Origin of the sequence: Streptomyces griseobrunneus (assembly GCF_046713465.1) — a bacterium.
Taxonomy (GTDB): domain Bacteria; phylum Actinomycetota; class Actinomycetes; order Streptomycetales; family Streptomycetaceae; genus Streptomyces; species Streptomyces microflavus.
Genome location: NZ_CP177080.1, coordinates 3,319,781 through 3,338,635 on the forward strand (window position 1 = coordinate 3,319,781; position 18,855 = coordinate 3,338,635).

Consider the following 18,855-nt stretch of genomic DNA (forward strand, 5'->3'; position numbering starts at 1 on the left):
GAACAGGAGCGCGCAGAGACCGCGAGAATCGCTTCCCGGGCAGGCCCGGCACATCTCCGGCAAGAGCCCTCGGTCCGGACCGGAGCCGCCGCACAGGCCGCCCCCGGATCGTCCGGTTCCAGAACCACTCGCATCCCACGGAGCGTACCCGAGCCCGGCGCCGACTCCACCCGGTGACGAATTACGCAAAGGACACAACCCGGTCTCGACACCGACCGGCTGCACTGAGTCACCCTCCACCCCCTGCTTCACCCGCCCGTCACCCGAGGGATGCTGAACCGCCGTACAGCGGCCGTACGGGGCCGAGCCCGGCGGCCAGGATCTCCTCCGCCTCGGCCGCCGTGAGCCATCGGGCCGCCCGGAGCCAGGCCCGTTTCAGGTGGAGGTGAACATCTGCCTCCCAGGTGAAACCCATACCGCCGTGGATCTGGAGGCAGTCCCGCGCATTGCGGACGGCCGCATCGTCGGCGAGCAGCTTGGCCGCCGCGATCTCCACCGGGTCACCGGTCACCGCTGCCGCGTACACGGCGCTGCGGGCCGGTTCGGTGCGGGCGAGCATGTCGGCGCAGAGGTGTTTGACCGCCTGGAACGAACCGATGAGCGAACCGAACTGTTCGCGCGCACGGGCGTGTTGAACGGCCAGTTCGGTGGTGCGCGTGGCGCTTCCGAGCTGTTCGGCAGCAGTGAGAAGCGCCCCTTCGCCGCGTTGTGCGCCGGGGTACGCCTCAGCGGCGGCCACGAGCCCCTTCACGCCGGCCGCAAGCCCCTCCCCGCTGTGCAGCGGGGTCAGCGGGTCCATCGACCGTACGGGCCGGGCCCCGGCCACGAAGGCCGCCAGCTCCTCCCCCGTGAGCACCCCGCCCGCCACCAGCACCGCATCCGCGCCCCCCAGGTCCGCCACCGGCAGGCCGCCGCCCTCCACGACCGTCACCACGGCCTCCCCCTCGGCGGCCCCCTTCACCAGCCCCGCCGCCAGGTGTGTGGCGACCAGCGGCCCCGGCAGCAGCGCCCGGCCCGCCTCCTCGAAGAGCAGCACCGCCTCGGGCAGCCCGAGCCCCACCCCGCCCGCCTCCTCCGGCAGCCGCAGCGCGAAGAACCCGGCCGCGCCCAGCTCCCGCCAGAGCCCCCGGTCCACACCGCCGCCCCGCTCCACCGCCGCCCGCAGCCGGTCCCGGTCGAACACCGCCCCGAGCAGGTCGCGCATGCCGGACCGCAGGGCCCGCTGGTCGTCCGAGAGCTGGAAGTCCACGGTGGTCAGCGCCCCTTCGGCAGGCCGAGGATGCGCTCGGCGACGATGTTCCGCTGGATCTGCGAGGTGCCCGCGGCGATCGTGTACGAGAGGGAGGAGAGCCGGTCCAGGGCCCATTCCCGGTCCAGGTCGAAGGCGTCGGCGCCCAGCACCTCGGCCGCCGCCTCGTACAGCTCCTGGCGCGTCTGCGAGTACCGCAGCTTGAAGACCGAGCCGCCGATGCCCGGGACCCCGCCCGAACGCTCCGACTCCGCCACGTTCCACTGGGTCAGCCGCCACAGGGCCCGGAACTCGGCGTTGAGGCGGCCGAGACGCCGGCGCAGCACCGCGTCGTCCCACTTCCCGTTGCGCCGGGCCTCGGCGGCGAGCGCGTCCAGGGTGCGGCGGCAGGCGACGACCTCGCCGACGAAGGCCGTACCGCGTTCGAAGGAGAGGGTGACCATGGTGACCCGCCAGCCGTCGTTCTCGGCCCCGACCCGGTTCCGTACCGGCACCCGGACGTCATCGAGAAAGACCTCCGCGAACTCCGTGGACCCGGCGAGCGTCCGCAGCGGCCGGACCGTGATCCCGGGGGCGTCCATCGGCATCGCGAGCCAGCTGATCCCCCGGTGCTTCGGCGCGTCCGGGTCCGTCCGCACGAGCAGCTCGCACCAGTCGGCGACCTCCGCGTGCGAGGTCCAGATCTTGCTGCCGCTGACCACGTAGTCGTCGCCGTCGCGCACCGCCCGCGTCCGCAGCGCGGCCAGGTCGGAGCCCGCGTCCGGCTCGCTGAACCCCTGGCACCAGACCTCGTCGCCGCGCAGCACCGGCGGCAGCCAGCGGGCCCGCTGCTCGGCCGTGCCCTCGGCGGCGACGGTCGGCCCGGCGTGCAGCAGCCCGACGAAGTTCGCCCCGACGTAGGGGGCTCCGGCTTTCTCCGCCTCCTCCAGGAAGATCAGGTGCTGGGTCGGGGTGGCGCCCCGCCCGCCCGCGTCCTCCGGCCAGTGCAGGCCCGCGTACCCGGCGTCGTACAGCATCCGCTGCCAGGTGGTGTCGTACGCCCGGCGCGCGGGCCAGTCGTCGGGCGAGGGCTTCGGGGGGAGGCCGGGGAGCACGCCGGCCAGCCACTCCCGCAGCCGCCGCCGAAACTCCTCCTCGGCCTCCGTGTACGCGAGATCCACTGCTCCGCCGCCTACTTGTCCAGGTCCAGGCCGAGCATCCGGATCGCGTTTCCGCGCATCAGTTTGTAGACGGTGCTCTCGTCGAGTCCCTTGACGTGGTCGAGCGCGACCTCCTTGGTGTGCGGGAAGGTCGAGTCCACGTGCGGGTAGTCGGTCTCGAAGGTGGCGTTGTCGCGGCCGACGACGTCCAGCGAGGCGATGCCGTGCTTGTCGCGGAAGAAGCAGCAGAACATCTGCCGGTAGTAGTACGTGGACGGCGGCTCGGGGATCAGATCGCGCACCCCGCCCCAGGCCCGGTGCTCCTCCCACACGTCGTCGGCGCGCTCCAGGGCGTACGGGATCCACCCCATCTGGCCCTCGCTGTACGCCAGTTTCAGCGTCGGGAACTTGACCAGCACCCCGCTGAAGAGGAAGTCCATCATCGAGGCCATCGCGTTGTTGAAGGAGAGCGAGGCCTGCACGGCGGGCGGCGCGTCCGGGGAGGCGGCGGGCATCTGGGAGCTGGACCCGATGTGCATGTTGACGACCGTGCCGGTCTCCTGGCAGACGGCGAAGAACGGGTCCCAGTAGCCGGTGTGGATGGAGGGGAGTCCCAGGTAGGTGGGGATCTCGGAGAAGGTGACCGCTCGGACCCCGCGCGCCGCGTTCCGCTCGATCTCCGCGACGGCGAGGTCGATGTCCCAGAGCGGGATGATGCAGAGCGGGATGAGCCGGCCTCCGCTGTCGCCGCACCACTCCTCGACCATCCAGTCGTTGTAGGCGCGGACGCAGGCGAGGGCGACCTCCTTGTCGTGCGCCTCGGCGAAGGTCTGGCCGCAGAAGCGCGGGAAGGTCGGGAAGCAGAGGGATGCCTCGACATGGTTGAGGTCCATGTCCTTGAGCCGCTCGGCCGGGTCCCAGCAGCCGGGCCGCATCTCGGCCCGGGTGATCCCCTCCAGCGTCATGTCGTCGCGGTCGAAGCCGACGGCGGCGATGTTCCGCTTGTACGGGAACTTCAGGTCCTCGTAGATCCACCAGTCGGTGGGCGGCCCGTCCGGGTCCATCGTGATGACGTACTTCCCGCCCGTGTACGCCAGCTCCCCGATGCCCGCCGTCAGCGGCCGCGGTCCGCGCTCGCGGTACTTCGCGGGCAGCCAGGTGGAGAAGAGGTGCGCGGGCTCGATCACATGGTCGTCGACGCTGACGATCCGAGGCAGTTCCGTATCCGTCATGGTGTCGTCCCCTCCGGCGCACCCGGCGGTATCCGGGGCGGTGGCAGTTTCTGATGACCCGTCAGATTGCAGTGCGGCACTCAGGCTAGCTCCGCACCCCTGGACCGACAAGGCGCGGAGCCCTACGCTCTCCGCATTATCTGACTGGCCGTCAGTTCGGAGGGACCGCTGTGACCGCCGTGAACGACGTGATCGCGACCGCCCACGCCCTGGGCGACTCCCGCACCTTCTGGGAACTCATCGAACGCCGCGCCGCCCTCACCCCCGGCCGCCCGGTCCTGCTCCAGGGAGACCGGACCCTGACCTTCGGCGAGCTGCGGGACCGCGCCGAACGGGTCGCCGCCGGGATGTACGGGATGGGCGTGCGGGCGGGCAGCGTGGTGGCCTGGCAGCTGCCGACCCGGCCGGAGACGGCCCTGCTCTCCTTCGCCCTGTCCCGGCTCGGGGCCGTACAGACACCGGTCATCCCCTTCTACCGGGACCGCGAGGTGCGCTTCGCGCTGCGGGAGTCGGGGGCCGCGTTCTTCGCCGTGCCCGGCGTGTGGCGCGGCTTCGACCACACCGCCATGGCCGAGCGGATCGCCGGTGAACTCACCGACCCGCCGCAGGTCTTCGAAGCGTACGACGCCCTCCCCGACGGCGACCCCGCGATCCTGCCTCCCCCGCCGGACCCGGCCTCGGGCGAGGAGGTCCGCTGGATCTACTGGACCTCGGGCACCACCTCCGACCCCAAGGGCGTCCTGCACACCGACCGCTCCCTGATCGCGGGCGGCTCGTGCCTCGCCCACGCGCTGAAGCTCTCGGGCGACGACGTGGGCTCGATGGCCTTCCCGTACGCCCATGTCGCCGGGCCCGACTACACGGTGATGCTGCTGCTGTACGGGTTCCCGGCGGTGATGTTCGAGCAGTTCGCGCTGCCGGACGCGCTGGCGGAGTACCGGCGTCACGGGGTGACCGTGGCGGGCGGCTCGACGGCGTTCTACGCGATGTTCCTGGCCGAGCAGCGCAAGGAGCCGGATCGCCCGCTGATCCCGTCCCTCCGCCTCCTCGCGGGCGGCGGGGCGCCGAAGCCGCCGGAGGTGTACCACGCGGTGGTGCGGGAGATGGGGGTCCAGCTCACCCACGGGTACGGGATGACCGAGGTCCCGATGATCACGATGGGGGCGCCCGACGACACGACGGAGAACCTGGCCATGACGGAGGGCCGGCCGCCTGCGGGCATGGAGATCCGGATCGCCGACGAGCAGGGCAAGCCGCTCCCGTACGGCGTGGAGGGCGAGGTGCGGCTGCGCGGGGAGGCGGTCTGCCGGGGCTATCTGGACCCCGGGGCCTCCGCCGGCGCCTTCGACGCCGAGGGGTTCCTGATCACCGGGGACCTGGGGCGGCTCCAGGAGAGCGGTCACCTCACGCTCACCGGCCGGCTGAAGGACATCATCATCCGCAAGGGCGAGAACATCTCCGCCAAGGAGATCGAGGACCTGCTGCACACGCACCCGGCCGTCGCCGACGCGGCGGTCATCGGACTCCCCGACGCCGAGCGCGGCGAACGCGTCTGCGCGGTGATCGAACAGCCGCCCGGCGCCCCGCCGCTGACCCTGGCCGGGGTGTCCGCCCATCTGCGGGGCGCGGGGCTCTCGGTCCACAAGGTGCCGGAACAGCTGGAGGTGCTGGACTCCCTGCCCCGCAACGAGACGCTGCGCAAGGTGCTCAAGTACAAGCTGCGGGAGCGTTTCGGCCGAGGCGGCTGAGCAGGGGGCTCATGGGTCTTACGGGGGTGGCGCGCCACCCCCGTACGGCTGGGAACGGTTACGTGGCGTCGGGCTCGATCACCGTGAAGTACACCGCGAGCGCGGCCACCACATCACTCTCGGCGATCAGCCCGTCCCGGTCGGTGTCCAGGCTCTGGGCCGCGATGCCCGCGATCTCGGAGCTGGCCCCGAGAACCTTCAACGCCCGCTCCACGGAGGCCACCGAAGCCCGGCCGCCGCCGTTCTCGCTGTCCGCCACCGCGATCGCCGCTCGCAGGAAGGGGCGGGCGATCTCCGCGAACCGCTCGGGATTGTCCCGGAGCCGCTTCACCGCCCCGCCGACGAACTCCTCACGGGTGACCCGCTGGTCCCCGTCCACATCGGCGATCCCCGCCATGCCCTGCCAGAAGGCCTCGGCCCCGGTGTAGAGAGCCTGGCCCTTGTCGCAGCGGGCCGTCGTACCGAACTCCGTGAGCAGACGGGCGGCTGCGGCGTTGAAATCGGCGCGATCGATTGTGCCGTTGCCGTCCTGGTCGAAGGCGGCGAAGCGGTGCGCGATCTTACGCTCGTACTCTGCGCTGTCCATGCGGGGAGCGTACGTCGCCCGGGGCCGTCACGTGTCACCGAGCGCCCCCTCCTGTGTGACAACCTCGCTTCAGCACCGAACGCTTTCGGCCGGTCACGCTCGCGTCACCCCCGGGCCGCTCCCGGGCCGCTCCCGCTCAGGCGGTCAGCGGCTCGCACGTCCCGTCGACGGCCGACCCGGTGTCCGGGTAGACGTCGAAGAGCCGGCGCACACCCAGCGCCCCCAGCACCTTGTTGACGTGGGAGCCGTCCTCGGCGCCCCGGGCCGGGAGGATCAGCCGCAGCCGGCCGCCGCAGGACTTCATCAGACGGCGCGAGGCGATCAGCACACCGACCCCGCTGGAGTCGCAGAAGAACACCTCGGACAGGTCGAGCACCACATCGTGCTGCCCCTCGGCCACCGCGTCGTGGACGGACTGACGCACGACGGGTGAGCTCACGAGATCGAGTTCACCGCGTATCCGCAGCACGGTCCAGTCGCCCTGCTCGGTCTCGTCCACCTTCAGCGTCACGCGACTGGACCTCTCGTTCCGGGGCTCCCGGCAATCCGGAAGTTTCCGTTCCTCCTCGCGGCTGCCCAACCGCTCATCCATGAAACACCGCCCCGGCCGCCGAGGCCCAGGGAGTTTCCGGTGGAAATGATCGCTTCGGCCGGTTTCCCCTGCTCAAGCGAGCCGGGGCGCTGAGAACGGCCGAAATCAATTGGTGGGATCCGAGGCGTCCTCCCAGCGGACAGTTGCGTCAAAGGCAGGTGCGGGGGCCGTTCGGCGGACTACATTCGGACAACAAGGGCAGAGGCCGGATCACGGAGCATCACGGAGCTGGGCACAGGGCCGGGGGCTGGGGGTTTCATGGCGAAGGACACACCGCCCCGCTGGGACCGCAGGATGCAGCAGAGGCTGGCCCGCGGTGAGGCGGCGGCGCTCGGCGAGCTCTACGACCGGTTCGCCTCCCTCGTCCACAGCCAGGCGCACCGGATGCTCGACGACGAGGACGCCGCCGACCTGGTGACCCGCGAGGTATTCGCCCAGGTCTGGGAGGACCCCGAGGCCTACGACCCGAAGCAGGGGTCGATGCGCTCCTGGGTGGCCCGGCTCACCCACCGCCAGTCCGTGCGGCGGCTGCGGCGGGAGGCCGCCCTGTCGTACGCGCGGGAGCACGGCGAGGGTGCCGTGCCGGACCCGGAGGAGCTGGAGCGCCGGGTGCGCAGCGCCACCGCGGCGGCCCGCGCCGACTACATCGTCTCCTCGATGCCCGCCTCCCTGCGGCAGGCGCTGGAGCTGGCGTACATCCAGCGCCGGGACTACCGGCAGACCGCCGCCGACCTCGGGGTCACCGAGGACGAGGCCCGCCGCCGGCTCCGGCTGGGACTCCAGCTGCTGTCCACCGCCAACACCCGGCCGCGCGAAGGGTGCTCACCACACGGTTACGGACGCGCCAAGTGAACGGCGACGGACGCGAGGGCGGCAGGCGCGACGACGAGGTGCGGGGCGCGCGCCGCATACCGGGCCCGCGCGGCGCGGTGGACGACCTCGACCTGGAGGCGGTGCCGCGTCCGGTGCTGCCGCCGGGCGGGAACGCGCCGGACGAGGCGGTGCCGGAGCAGGGGGCGCCGGACGAGGACCGGGACGTCGTGCCGGAAGCGGGGGCGGCGGATGAGCCGGACGCGGTGGATCCGGTGGATGAGCCGTGCGTGGTGGATATGACGGAGACGGCGGATGCGGTGGACGGACCCGAGCCCGCCATGACCGCCGCCGCCACGCCCGTCCTCTCCCACCAGGTCCTCAAGGCCCTCCTCGGCGCCTGGGCTCTCTCCGCCTGCTCCGCCGAGGAGACCGCTGCCGTCGAGGACCACCTCACCGTGTGCGCGCCCTGTGCGGACGAGGCGCTGCGGCTGCGGGACGCGGTGGGGCTGCTGCACACCGACGGCTCACTGGACCTCGACCCGACCCTGCGGACCCGGGTGATGGACGGCTGCCTCGGGCGCCGCCCGGCCCGGATCCCGGTGCCGGAGTGGGCCACGCCGTACGACGCCGAGACCGCCCGGCTGGACGCGCTGCTGCGGGACATCGGCGACTCCGAGTGGCACGCGCCGGTGCGGCTGCAGTGGTTCGAGGACGAGCGCGCCGTCACCCGCAGGACCACGGTCGCCGGGGTGATCGGCCACCTGATGGCCGTCGACGGGCTGGTCTCGGCCGCGCTCGGCCTGGACGACCCGCTCGGCAGGGTCGAGGTGCCGCTCTCACCGACCCGGCGCACCGAGACGTACTGGGCGGCCACGCACCCGCCCGCCACCCGGGCCGTCCGCGAGCCCTGGCGGGACCTCACCCACGAGCTGATCCGCACGGCCTCGCTGGCCGGGCGGAACGTGGCCGAGCGCTCCGTCTCGTACGGGGACTTCGCCCTGCCGCTCCAGGACGCGCTGCTGGACCGGGCCTTCGAGTGCTGGGTGCACGGCACGGACATCGCAGAGGCGGTGGACTACCCGTACAAGCCGCCGTCCGCCGCCCATCTGCACCGGATGATCGACCTGGCAGCGCGGCTGCTCCCGGCCGCCCTCGCGGGGCGTCGCAGCGCCGGACTCGCCGGACCGGCCAAGGAGCTGGTGGCGCCCGGGGAGCCGGGCCGCTCGGTCCATCTGGAGGTCGAGGGGCACGGCGGCGGTGACTGGTACATCCCGCTCGACTCACCGGCCGCCGTCGGCTCACCAGGCCGCGCGGTGGCGCAGGTGGCCCTGGACGGGGTGGAGTTCTGCCAGCTCGTCGCGGGCCACATCTCGCCGGTGGAAGCGGCGGCGGGCCAGGAGGGCGACCGCGAGGCCATCCGCGACGTGCTGTTCGCGTCGGCCTCGCTCAGCCGGCTCTGACCACTCGTACGGGAGCTAGTTGAAGATCACCGTCCGGCGGCCGTTGAGCAGGATGCGCCGCTCCGCGTGCCACTTCACCGCGCGCGCCAGCGCCTGGCACTCCACGTCCCGGCCGATCGCGACGAGCTGGTCCGGGGTCACGTCGTGGCCGACGCGCTCCACCTCCTGCTCGATGATCGGGCCCTCGTCGAGGTCGGCGGTGACGTAGTGCGCGGTGGCGCCGATCAGCTTCACCCCGCGCGCGTGCGCCTGGTGGTAGGGCTTGGCGCCCTTGAAGCTCGGCAGGAACGAGTGGTGGATGTTGATGATCCGGCCGCTCAGCTGCTTGCACAGGTCGTCCGAGAGGACCTGCATGTAGCGGGCGAGGACGACCAGTTCCACGTCCTCCTCACGGACCAGCTCCAGCAGCTGCGCCTCGGCCTCCGCCTTGTTGTCCTTCGTCACCGGCAGGTGCCGGAAGGGGACGCCGTACGAGGCGACGAGCTCGGCGAAGTCCGTGTGGTTGGAGACGACGGCCGCGATCTCGACGGGCAGCGCCCCCGTACGGGAGCGGAACAGCAGGTCGTTGAGGCAATGGCCGAACTTGCTGACCATCAGCACGATCCGCATCCGCTCCGCGGGCCGGTGGATCTGCCACTCCATCCGGAAGGCCTCCCCGATGGCGGCGAAGCTGGCGCGCAGCTTGTCGACCGTGACGGTGGCCTCCGCCGAGAAGTGGACGCGCATGAAGAACAGACCCGTGTCGTGGTCCCCGAACTGCTGGCTGTCCTCGATGTTGCAGCCCGTCATGAAGAGATAGCTGGAGACGGCGTGCACGATGCCCTGTTTGTCGGGGCAGGAGAGCGTGAGGACGTACTGCTCGGGCAGCGCGGTGTCCGAGGCGGCCTGGGGGGCGGTGGGCTGCGGTGCGGTCATCCTCGTAGGGTGCCACAGCCGCCCGGTGTCAGGCGGCCCTGGTCATGATGCGGATGACGTCCAGCGAGCGCGGCGGAATGTCCGGGTCCTCCGCGTCGTTGGTGGCGAGCATCACATGGGCCTCGCGCGCCGCGCGGACCGCCTCCGGCCAGCCGTGGTGCTCCAGATAGGCGGAGACGGGGGCGTCCGCGCCGACCTGGTGCATGATCCGCAGCACCCGCAGCGCGGCGGTGTCCACGGCGATGGCCTCGGCGGAGTCCCTGAATATGGTGCCGACGTACTTCTCGGCGGACCAGTTGTCGAGCCAGGTGTCCTCGACCAGGCGGTACACGGCGTCGGTGACGTCCCCGTACCCCTCCCGGCCGGCGAGCCAGCACTCGTGGTGGAAGACGGGGTCGGAGAGCATGTGCAGCGCCGAGCGCACGTTGGTGCGCCAGCGCCACCACGGCATGTCAGTGAGCGGCATGACGCCCATGGTGGAGGAGCGACGGCCGCGACGGGAAGAGTTCTCCGAACCTTGCTGCACGGTCGTCGATCGTACGTTCCTTCCCGGCGGGCCCGCGCGGGCCCCCGTAATTCACCTGGATGTCACCGAGCGTTGAACACGCCACACCGTGGCGTTACCCCTTGGGCGGAAGCGTTGCTGCCCATGACCGGTCGGAGACGCACCGCCTTCCCCCGCCCCTTCCAGTTCGTCATCGTCACGGCGGCGGCCGGGGCGCTGCTGCTGTCCGGCTGCGGCGTGCTCCCCGGGGGCCCGGGGGGCTCCGGGGAGCCCGTCACCGTGATGACCTGGGCACCCGACCAGGTGGACGACGCCGACGCGCTGAGCATGCCGGGCGTCCCCGCGATGGCCCGGACGTACGCCCGCTGGATCAACGAGCAGGGCGGCATCGACGGCCGCGAGCTCCGGGTGATCACCTGCGACGAGCGCGACACCGCGGCGGGCGCCGAGCGGTGCGCCCGGCAGGCCGTCGACCGGAAGGTCGCCGCGGTCGTCGGCTCGTACAGCCGGCACGGGCAGAGCTCCATCCCGGTGCTGGAGTCCGGCGGCATCCCGTACATCGGCGGCTACGGCGCCTCCGACGAGGAGTTCCGCAGCTACCTCTCGTACCCGGTCAACGGCGGCCAGTCGGCGCTCCTGGCGGGCCACGGGCGGCAGCTGGCGGGCGGCTGCGAGCGGGTCGCGCTGGTGCGGCCCGACTCGCTCGGCGGAGCCCGGATGCCGCAGCTCCTCAACACCGGGCTGCTCGCCGCCCAGCGGCCCGAGTCCACCGACATCACGGCCCCGGAGAACGCCACCTCCTACGACGAGCAGGCCACGAAGGCGCTGAAGCGGCGCGCGGGCGGCAGTTGTGTGACGGCCGTGCTCGGCGCCGGCACGGAGACCTTCTTCGACTCCTTCCGCCGACTTGAGCCGGAGGGCGAGCGGGTCAGGATCTCCTCCGTCCTCGGCAGCGTCAGCCAGCAGCTCATCGACCGCACCGGCGGCCGCGAGAGCCCCTTCGAGGGTGCCTACATCACCGGCTGGTACCCGGACGCGGGCGACGCGCGCTGGAACGGGATGCGCGAGGTGATCCGGAAGTACGCCTTCGGGGACAACCGCATCGACCCGGACGACACGGGCGTGCAGACGACGTGGATCGCGTACACCGCGCTGCGGGCGGTCGTCGAGGCGATCGGCGACGACACGGTCACCGCGAACAAGGTCACGTCCTCGCTCAACCGGGGCACCGAGGTCGACACCGGTGGTCTGACGCCGGTGCTCCGCTGGCGCTTCAAGGACCTGCTGGGCACCTCGCCCTATCCGCGGATCGTCAACGCGGACGTGACGTTCCAGGTGGTCCGTGAGGGGCGTCTCATCGCCCAGAAGAAGGGCTTCGTGGATGTCACGGAAGCCCTGTCGGACGCCCGGCGCACGGCCGGCTGATCCCCGCCCCGCCCGCCCCGGTGTTCGCGGGTGGGGCGGGCGGGCGTGGGACGCGTCTCAGAGCTCCACGGGGCTGTGCTTGGTCAGGCCGTACTTCTCGGCGATCGTGTTCCACAGCCCGGAGGCTTCCTGCTTTGCCTTGGTCGCCACGCCGCTCTGCTGGTTGGCGCGGGCCGTCTCGTCGGTCGACCGGGCCTGTCCGCCCTTGCAGACGCTCTTGCCCTTCTTCGCCTGCCGGGCCCAGCTGGCGTAGTGCTCGTCGGCCGCGGCGGAGGCCTTCCACGCCCGCGCCAGTGAGGAGTTCAGCGCCGCGTGCTGCGGCAGCTCGTCGAGGGTGAGGCCCTCCAGGCGGGTCACCAGGTCACGGCGCTGCTGGGCGGCGCCCTTGAGGTCGGTGTTCGCCTGGTCCAGGTCCTTGCAGGACTTGATCTTCTCGACCGCGCTGATCACCGCCGCGCGGCTGTTGTTGCTGTCGGCGAGCAGCTTGTCCAACGCCTCCGCCTGCGGCTTCGCGGGGTCGGCCGCCGCCTCCGTGGTGGGGTCGGTGGCCGGTGAACTCTGCGACGCGACCGGCTGCTTGTCGTCCTTGCCCGGGTCGTCGCCGCCGCTCAGCAGGGCGCCCGCGCCGAGCCCGACGACCGCGCAGCCGACGACGACCGCGGCGATGAGCGGGATGTGGGCCGAGCGTCTGCGCGGGGCGTCGCCGCCACCGTCGTGCAGGGGCGGCTCGGCAGCCCCGTCGCCGCCGCGCAGGCCCTGGAGCCCCGACTGGTAGCCCTGCGGCGCCTGGGGCGGCAACTGGCCGCCCGGGTAGGGCTGCTGGGTCTGGCCCGGGTAGCCCTGCTGGGGCGGCGGCTGCTGGTTGTACTGCTGCTGCGGCATCTGGGTCGTGGCGTCCGCGGGCCCCTCCGCGCGGAACAGGTTGTCGAACTCCGCGGGCGGCTGCCGGTCCTCCGGCGCACCCGGCCTGATCCCGTACGGGGCTCCGCCGGGCACCGGGGGTATGTACTGCGTGGCGTCCGCGTCCCCGCCCGGCTGCGGCGGCAGACCGCCGGGCCCGGCCCCGCCCGGGACCGGCGCGATGTACTGCGTGGCGTCGGCGTCCCCGCCCGGAGCGCCGGTGCCCGACCCGGGTCCGGCTTCGGGCGGCAGGGGCTGCGCGTAGGGCTGCTGCGGCTGCTGAGGCTGGTACTGCTGGGCCTGCTGCTGCGGGGGGTACTGCTGGTGCTGCTGATTCTGCTGGTACGGATCGGAGTACTGCGGCTGCTGGTACCCGCCCGCGCCCCCCTGCCCGTAAGCCTGCTGCCCCTGGCCGTAATGCTGATCCTGCCCCTGCCCCTGCGCGGGCGGCAACGGCTGAGCGTGCGGCGGCTGAGCCTGCTGCGGGTATCCGTACGCCCCCGGCGCCTGGGCGCCCGGCTGCGGCGGGGCGTCGGACTGCGGCCCCCAGGGCTCGCCCCACGCCTGCCCGCCCGCGGGCACGGCCTGGCCCTGGTCGGCCTGGCCTCCGGTGGGCGCCCCCGGGATCCAGGGGCCACCGCCGTCGGAGGGCAGCACGACACCTTCGTGCGCGGGTCGTCCAGCGGGGAGCTGCTGCTCGCCGCCCTGTCCGCTCTGCGTCACCGGGACTCCTACGTGTGAACCAACGGAATCGTCGGCTCACGCTATCGGGTGGCCGCCCGCCTCCGCCAAGCGCGTGGTCCCCCTCACCACCCCTTCACAGGCCGGGTAACACCCAGCACTCGCAGGACGCTGTTATATGGGCCGCCCCGCTACGGAGCCCCTCCGGACGGCCCCCGGGACGGCTCCCGGGGCAGTCCCTCCGCACGGGCCCTCACGCCGCCTGGAGCTCCAGCCGCTCGCCGAACTCCCGGACCGCCGGCTCCTGCCCGTACGGCGCGAGGCGCTGGTGCAGGTCGTCGAGATACTCGGCGCCCCGGCTGGAGCGCACCGTCCCGAGCAGCTCCATCGCCCGCGTCCCCGTGTGGCAGGCGCGCTCCACCTCGCGCTGCTGCACCTGCGCCGAGGCGAGCAGCACGAGCCCGATGCCCCGGCGCCTGGCCCGGGTCTCCGGGAGCGCGGCCAGCGCCTCCTTGGCCCGCCGCGCGGCGTCCGCCGCCTGGTTGAGGTCGCGGTGGCAGTGGGCCAGCTCGTCCGCGAGGTAGCCGTGGTCGAAGTGGGCGATCCAGTCCGGGTCGTCGCCGGTCTCCGGATCGGCCTGCTCCAGCGCGACGACCGCCCGCCCCATCACCACCTGGCAGGTCCGGGCGTCCCCGAGCAGCGCGTGGCCCCGGGCCTCCGCCGCGTAGAACATCGCCTGGGCGCGGGGGGTGACCTGGCCGCGGGCCCCTTCCTGGGCGGCGCGGGCGAGTTGGGCGATCTCGCGCGGGTTGCCGAGCTGGGCGGCGAGGTGGCTCATGGAGGCGGCCAGCACATAGCCGCCGTACGCCCGGTCCCCGGCGGCCTGGGCGAGCCGCAGGGCCTGGATGTAGTAGCGCTGGGCGAGGCCGGGCTGACCGGTGTCGACGGCCATGTACCCGCCGAGTTCGGTGAGGCTGGCGACCGCGGCGAACAGCTCGCGGCCGACCTGTTCGCGGTACGCCCCCGAAAGCAGGCCGGAGACCACGCTGTTGAGGTAGTGCACGAGCACCGGGCGGACATGGCCGCTGCCGAAACGGTGATCGAGGTCGGTGAGGGCGGTGGTCATCGCCTTCACCGCCGCCACGTCCGCCATCCCGACCCGGGCCCCGGCCACCCGCTCGACCTGGGGGTCCCGGCCGGAGATCAGCCAGTCGCGGCTGGGTTCGACCAGCGCGGAGGCGGCGACGGCGGACCCGGTGAGCAGATCGCGGCGGCCGACGTCGCTGCGCCACAGCTCGCAGACCTGCTCGACGGCCCCGGCGACGGTCGGCGCGTACTGGAGGCCCACGCCGGAGGCCAGGTTCTTGCCGTTGGCCATGCCGATCTCGTCGATCGTGACCGTACGGCCCAGCTTGCGGCCGAGCGCCTCGGCGATGATGCCCGGGGCGCGGCCCCGGGGCTGTTGTCCGCGCAGCCAGCGGGCCACGGACGTCTTGTCGTAACGCAGATCGAGGCCGCGCTCGGCCCCGACCATGTTGACGCGGCGCGCGAGGCCCGCGTTGGAACAGGCGGCTTCCTGGATGAGCGTCTGGAGCCGTTCGTTGGGCTGGCGGGCTACGAGAGGCCTTGCTGCCATATTTCCCCCTGGAACAGTCTGAATACGCGGATACGTGGTGATCGGTGGAAGGGATCACTGCCCGTCACATACACAAGAAATGCGCATATTCCATCGGCATTCGGTACGGGCACGGCGAGTTGCCCGGCCCCGCAAGGTGCTACCCGCCCGTCGGTGCACCGCCTCACGCGCGCCCCCGCCCGTGCTCCGATGCGCCCCGCGTGCAGGATCGATGCACCGTGACCGGAGTCGCGCGCGCCCGTAACCCCCGGTGGTGCCGGGAGTTGTGCTGGACGTGGAAGAGCCCATCGGAGTCACGGAAGCCGCACAGGTCCCTCAGCAGCGGGGCGAGCATCTGCTCGACGCCGCGGTGCGGTACGCGGAAGAGCGCCACTGGGACGTGTTCCCCGGCACCTGGCTGGAGGCGGTGGAGGGCAGGGAACTCTGTTCCTGCGGCGAGGCGGCCTGCCCGCTGCCCGGCGCCCACGCGGACCGGCCAGACTGGGCGGGCCAGGCGACCGGCAGCGGGGCGGCGGCCCGGCGCATGTGGTCCAAGCAGCCGCGCGCCTCGGTGCTCCTGCCGACGGGCCGCACCTTCGACGCGCTGGACGTCCCGGAGTCCGCCGGTTTCCTGGCGCTGGCCCGGATGGAGCGGATGGACCTCACACTCGGCCCGGTCACCTGCACCCCCGACCGCCGGATGCTCTTCTTCGTACTGCCGGGCGCCGCCGCCAAGACCTCCGAGCTGGTGCGCACGCTCGGCTGGAACGCCGAGGCGATCGACCTCGTCGGCCGCGGCGAGGGCCACTACATCGCCGCCCCGCCCACCCGGGTCGGCGGCCGAGGGGCCGTGCAGTGGGCCCGCAAGCCCACCCACGCCAACCGGTGGCTGCCCGATGTGGACGAGCTGATCAGCCCGCTGGCGTACGCCTGCGCACGCGAGGCGGCGGACGCCCGCGCACGCGTCTCGTAGCGCCGGGAAGGGCCTTTCGTAGGGTGGTCCCCACCTAGTGGGGATATCGAAAGGCTGTGCCATGCCGGACCGGGCAGATGCACGTGACGAAACAGACGCGACAGCGGGCGGTGCGCGGACCACGCCCCCCGCTGTGCGCGTACAGGGGCTGTGGAAGCGGTTCGGGGAACAGGTCGCCGTCTCGGGGATCGATCTGGAGCTACCCGCCGGCAAGTTCATCGGTCTTGTGGGGCCCAACGGGGCGGGCAAGACGACGACGCTCTCCATGGTCACCGGGCTGCTGCGGCCCGACATGGGGAAGATCGAGGTCGCGGGCCACGACGTGTGGACGGACCCGGTCGCGGTGAAGTCCCGGATCGGGGTGCTGCCCGAGGGGCTGCGGCTCTTCGAGCGGCTGTCGGGGCGTGAACTGCTGGCGTACAACGGGCGGTTGCGCGGGCTGCCGGGCGACGAGGTCGACAAGCGGGCCGCCCAGCTCCTGGACGTCCTGGATCTCGCGGGCTCGCAGCACAAGCTGGTGGTCGACTACTCGACCGGTATGCGGAAGAAGATCGGGCTCGCCGCCGCCCTTCTCCACAACCCCGAAGTGCTCTTCCTGGACGAGCCGTTCGAGGGCGTGGACCCGGTCTCTGCCCAGACCATCCGGGGTGTGCTGGAGCGCTACACCCGGTCCGGGGCGACCGTGGTCTTCTCCAGCCATGTGATGGAGCTCGTCGAGTCGCTCTGCGACTGGGTGGCCGTGATGGCGGCGGGCCGGATCAAGGCGCAGGGCACCCTGGCCGAGGTGCGCGGCGACGCCCCCTCACTGCAGAACGCCTTCCTCGAACTGGTCGGCGCGGGCGGCCGGGACACCACCGGCGACTCCCTCGACTGGCTGGGCGGCGCCCGATGAGCGTGCTGGACGCCCCCGTCACCGCCGCCGCCCCGGCCGTGCCGACGACGGACCTGACCCCGATCTTCGTACGGCTCAAGCTGACGCTCCTGCGCAACGGGCTGCGGCAGTCCACCGGGCGCAGGGCCGCGTTCATCGTCTCCCTCGTCTTCACGCTGCTGCTCGCGGCGGGCCAGGTCCTCGGGCTGGTCCTGCTGCGCGGCAACGCGCAGGCGGGCACGGTCGTCGTGCTGCTGACGGCCGTCGTGGCGCTCGGCTGGGCGGTGCTGCCGCTCTTCTTCCCCAGCGGCGACGACACCCTCGACCCGACCCGTCTGGTGATGCTGCCGCTGCGGCCCGAGCCGCTGGTCCGGGCGCTGCTGGTCTCCTCGATGATCGGCATCGGGCCGCTGTTCACCCTCTGCCTGGTGGTCGGCTCGGTCCTCGCGCTGGCGCACGGGCCGGCGGGGGTCGTGTTCGCGGTGCTCGCGGTCCCCCTGACGATGCTGCTCTGCGTGGCGCTGTCGCGGGCCGTCGCCACCGCCAACGTACGGCTGCTCAACTCCCGCAAGGGCCGTGACCTCGCGGTGCTCAGCGGGCTGGTGATCGCGGTGGGCATCCAGTTCGTCAACTTCGGCGCGCAGCGGCTCGGCGAGGCCGGCGGGCTCTCCTCGCTGGAACCGGCCGGGAACGTGGCCCGCTGGCTGCCCGGCGCCTCCGCCATAGCGGCGGTGGACGCCGCTTCGGACGGTTCGTACGGGGTGGCGGTCGCCCAGCTGCTGATCACGGGGGCGGCCCTGGCGGCCCTGGTGTGGCTGTGGCAGCGGGGGCTGGTGAAGCTGATGACCACCCCGGACGGCTCCACGCTGGCCGCCGCGGCGCCGGACCGCAAGGAGTCCGGCCGCACGGGCGGTCTCTCCGGCCTGCTGCCGGAGGGCCGTACGGGGACGGTCGTGCAGCGCAGCCTGCGGTACGTGGCACGGGACCCGAAGACCAAGGCGGCCTGGGTGACGTCGCTGGCGCTCGGGGCGATCGTGCCCCTGATCAACGCGGTCCAGGGCACCGGCTCGGTCTACCTGGCGTGCTTCGCCGCCGGGATGCTCGGCATGCTGATGTACAACCAGTTCGGCCAGGACACCTCCGCCTTCTGGATGGTGGCCCTGACGATCTCCTCGACCCGCGACGCGTACGTCGAACTGCGGGCGCGGGCGTATGCGCTGCTGCTGATCACGCTGCCGTACACGCTGCTGGTCTGCGCCGTGACGGCGGCGGTACTGGGCCGGTGGCAGTCCCTGCCGGGCGCGCTGGGCCTCTCCTTCGCGCTGCTGGGCGCGATGATGGCGACGGGGGCCGTCGCCTCGGCGCTGTTCCCGTACTCGATCCCGCAGGACGGGGCGTTCAAGAACGCGGCGCCGGGACAGGGCGGGCTGGCGTGGATCTCCATCCTCCTCGGCATGCTGGCCGCGCTGCTCCTGGCCGCCCCCGTGATCGTGCTGACCGTCTGGCTGCACCTGACGGACCGGCAGGACGCGCTGTGGGTCGTGATCCCGGTAGGGGTGGCGTACGGGACGTTCATCGGGTGGGCGGGCCTGCGCGTCGCCGCCCCGCGCACGGCCAACCGGCTGCCGGAGATCCTGACGGCGGTCAGCAAGGGATGAAGCCTCTCCTCCACCGCCGGATCGCCCCGGCCCTGGTCGTCGCCCAGCTGCTCTACCTGGCGCTGATGGAGCTCGCCTTCACCTTCCTGTCCCCCGGGAACCCGGAGCCGGACCGCACGGAGTCCGCGCGCACCGCGCTGCTGGGCCACGGGGCCGTCGTGGTGGCGGTGGCGGCCGTCATGGCGGGCGGCGCGCTGGTGCTGGCGTCGTCCCGGGCGGCCGCGCCGGTGCCGCGCCCGGCGCGATCGGCCCTGCTGGTCCTGCTGGGGCTGCTGGAACTGGGGATCGCCGCGGCCTTCCCGCACTCGGCCGCCAGCGGCTCCTTCGGGCCGGGCACCGTGATCGCGGGTGTGGCCGTGGTGGTCAGCGGCTGTGTCGCGGCCGGGTGCGTGCTGGGGCCGGCCGCCGCGCCCGCGCAGCGCGCGTCGCACGACCGGCCGACGGCCCGCACGACGGGCTAGCGGCATCCGCCCCGGCGGTCTCGCGTCCGTGC

General features: G+C 72.7%; 17 protein-coding genes. 8 read left to right on the forward strand and 9 right to left on the reverse strand.

Annotated elements, in window-relative coordinates; translation table 11 throughout:
- Positions 1-259 precede the first annotated feature (259 nt).
- From ACK8N7_RS14965 to ACK8N7_RS14975, 3 genes are read right to left on the reverse strand one after another with little or no spacing between them, the layout of a single operon-like run.
- Positions 260-1,249: an acyl-CoA dehydrogenase family protein gene (locus ACK8N7_RS14965; RefSeq protein WP_500442707.1), complete on the reverse strand. Its 990-nt coding sequence runs from the start codon at positions 1,247-1,249 to the stop codon at positions 260-262.
- 5 nt (positions 1,250-1,254) lie between these two features.
- The gene (locus ACK8N7_RS14970; RefSeq protein WP_500442709.1) at positions 1,255-2,409 is read right to left on the reverse strand and encodes an acyl-CoA dehydrogenase; all 1,155 of its coding nucleotides are present in this window, start codon (positions 2,407-2,409) and stop codon (positions 1,255-1,257) included.
- 11 nt (positions 2,410-2,420) lie between these two features.
- Positions 2,421-3,620, reverse strand: coding sequence for an amidohydrolase family protein (locus tag ACK8N7_RS14975; protein WP_403216813.1), 1,200 nt, complete (start codon positions 3,618-3,620; stop codon positions 2,421-2,423).
- 170 nt (positions 3,621-3,790) lie between these two features.
- Between ACK8N7_RS14975 and ACK8N7_RS14980 the strand changes: the two genes are divergently transcribed.
- On the forward strand, positions 3,791-5,368 hold the full coding sequence (locus tag ACK8N7_RS14980; RefSeq protein ID WP_500442711.1) for a class I adenylate-forming enzyme family protein: 1,578 nt from the start codon (positions 3,791-3,793) through the stop codon (positions 5,366-5,368).
- Positions 5,369-5,426: 58 nt separating this feature from the next.
- On the opposite strand, the gene ACK8N7_RS14985 is transcribed toward ACK8N7_RS14980, so the two are convergent.
- Together ACK8N7_RS14985 and ACK8N7_RS14990 are read right to left on the reverse strand one after the other, a co-directional pair.
- A complete protein-coding gene (locus ACK8N7_RS14985) occupies positions 5,427-5,954 on the reverse strand; it encodes an EF-hand domain-containing protein (protein ID WP_015610534.1) in 528 nt (175 codons plus the stop codon).
- Positions 5,955-6,090: 136 nt separating this feature from the next.
- Positions 6,091-6,465, reverse strand: coding sequence for an STAS domain-containing protein (locus tag ACK8N7_RS14990; RefSeq protein WP_403216817.1), 375 nt, complete (start codon positions 6,463-6,465; stop codon positions 6,091-6,093).
- Between the two features lie 339 nt (positions 6,466-6,804).
- Here ACK8N7_RS14990 and ACK8N7_RS14995 point away from each other — a divergent pair, with 339 nt between their 5' ends.
- A complete protein-coding gene (locus ACK8N7_RS14995) occupies positions 6,805-7,398 on the forward strand; it encodes an RNA polymerase sigma factor (protein WP_500442714.1) in 594 nt (197 codons plus the stop codon).
- Complete coding sequence (locus tag ACK8N7_RS15000) at positions 7,395-8,819, forward strand: zf-HC2 domain-containing protein (RefSeq protein WP_500442716.1); 1,425 nt, start codon at positions 7,395-7,397, stop codon at positions 8,817-8,819. The genes ACK8N7_RS14995 and ACK8N7_RS15000 overlap by 4 nt, the downstream gene beginning before the upstream one ends.
- 15 nt (positions 8,820-8,834) lie before the next feature.
- On the opposite strand, the gene purU is transcribed toward ACK8N7_RS15000, so the two are convergent.
- Positions 8,835-9,734 carry a formyltetrahydrofolate deformylase gene (purU, locus tag ACK8N7_RS15005; protein WP_403216823.1) on the reverse strand — a complete coding sequence of 300 codons (900 nt, stop codon included), beginning with the start codon at positions 9,732-9,734 and terminating at the stop codon, positions 8,835-8,837.
- A gap of 28 nt (positions 9,735-9,762) precedes the next feature.
- Positions 9,763-10,209: an SCO4402 family protein gene (locus tag ACK8N7_RS15010; RefSeq protein ID WP_500445752.1), complete on the reverse strand. Its 447-nt coding sequence runs from the start codon at positions 10,207-10,209 to the stop codon at positions 9,763-9,765.
- Positions 10,210-10,383: 174 nt separating this feature from the next.
- Between ACK8N7_RS15010 and ACK8N7_RS15015 the strand changes: the two genes are divergently transcribed.
- Positions 10,384-11,664 (forward strand): ABC transporter substrate-binding protein, encoded by a 1,281-nt coding sequence (locus ACK8N7_RS15015; RefSeq protein WP_500442718.1) that lies wholly within the window; start codon positions 10,384-10,386, stop codon positions 11,662-11,664.
- A 57-nt stretch (positions 11,665-11,721) separates the two neighbouring features.
- Here ACK8N7_RS15015 and ACK8N7_RS15020 read toward each other — a convergent pair whose 3' ends face one another.
- Complete coding sequence (locus ACK8N7_RS15020; RefSeq protein ID WP_500442720.1) at positions 11,722-13,287, reverse strand: hypothetical protein; 1,566 nt, start codon at positions 13,285-13,287, stop codon at positions 11,722-11,724.
- Between the two features lie 211 nt (positions 13,288-13,498).
- Positions 13,499-14,881, reverse strand: a complete 1,383-nt coding sequence (locus tag ACK8N7_RS15025; protein ID WP_500442722.1) for an NsdA family TPR-like regulatory protein — start codon at positions 14,879-14,881, stop codon at positions 13,499-13,501.
- A 265-nt stretch (positions 14,882-15,146) separates the two neighbouring features.
- Between ACK8N7_RS15025 and ACK8N7_RS15030 the strand changes: the two genes are divergently transcribed.
- From ACK8N7_RS15030 to ACK8N7_RS15045, 4 genes are all read left to right on the forward strand, one after another.
- On the forward strand, positions 15,147-15,833 hold the full coding sequence (locus ACK8N7_RS15030) for a bifunctional DNA primase/polymerase (protein ID WP_403216831.1): 687 nt from the start codon (positions 15,147-15,149) through the stop codon (positions 15,831-15,833).
- Between the two features lie 61 nt (positions 15,834-15,894).
- The gene (locus ACK8N7_RS15035) at positions 15,895-16,725 is read left to right on the forward strand and encodes an ABC transporter ATP-binding protein (protein WP_403216833.1); all 831 of its coding nucleotides are present in this window, start codon (positions 15,895-15,897) and stop codon (positions 16,723-16,725) included.
- Positions 16,722-18,362, forward strand: coding sequence for a transporter (locus tag ACK8N7_RS15040; protein WP_403216835.1), 1,641 nt, complete (start codon positions 16,722-16,724; stop codon positions 18,360-18,362). The genes ACK8N7_RS15035 and ACK8N7_RS15040 overlap by 4 nt, the downstream gene beginning before the upstream one ends.
- Entirely contained in the window at positions 18,359-18,823 is a 465-nt protein-coding gene (locus ACK8N7_RS15045; protein ID WP_403216837.1) for a hypothetical protein, read from the forward strand. Before ACK8N7_RS15040 ends, ACK8N7_RS15045 begins: the two co-directional genes overlap by 4 nt.
- Positions 18,824-18,855 lie beyond the last annotated feature (32 nt).

Bases quoted from the DNA above. Each gene is read 5' to 3' on its own strand.
- ACK8N7_RS14975 (WP_403216813.1), bottom strand. From the start codon at position 3,620: ATGACGGATACGGAACTGCCTCGGATCGTCAGCGTCGACGACCATGTG.
- ACK8N7_RS14985 (WP_015610534.1), bottom strand. From the start codon at position 5,954: ATGGACAGCGCAGAGTACGAGCGTAAGATCGCGCACCGCTTCGCCGCC.
- ACK8N7_RS14995 (WP_500442714.1), top strand. From the start codon at position 6,805: ATGGCGAAGGACACACCGCCCCGCTGGGACCGCAGGATGCAGCAGAGG.
- purU (WP_403216823.1), bottom strand. From the start codon at position 9,734: ATGACCGCACCGCAGCCCACCGCCCCCCAGGCCGCCTCGGACACCGCG.
- ACK8N7_RS15010 (WP_500445752.1), bottom strand. From the start codon at position 10,209: ATGGGCGTCATGCCGCTCACTGACATGCCGTGGTGGCGCTGGCGCACC.
- ACK8N7_RS15015 (WP_500442718.1), top strand. From the start codon at position 10,384: ATGACCGGTCGGAGACGCACCGCCTTCCCCCGCCCCTTCCAGTTCGTC.
- ACK8N7_RS15025 (WP_500442722.1), bottom strand. From the start codon at position 14,881: ATGGCAGCAAGGCCTCTCGTAGCCCGCCAGCCCAACGAACGGCTCCAG.
- ACK8N7_RS15035 (WP_403216833.1), top strand. From the start codon at position 15,895: ATGCCGGACCGGGCAGATGCACGTGACGAAACAGACGCGACAGCGGGC.
- ACK8N7_RS15040 (WP_403216835.1), top strand. From the start codon at position 16,722: ATGAGCGTGCTGGACGCCCCCGTCACCGCCGCCGCCCCGGCCGTGCCG.
- ACK8N7_RS15045 (WP_403216837.1), top strand. From the start codon at position 18,359: ATGAAGCCTCTCCTCCACCGCCGGATCGCCCCGGCCCTGGTCGTCGCC.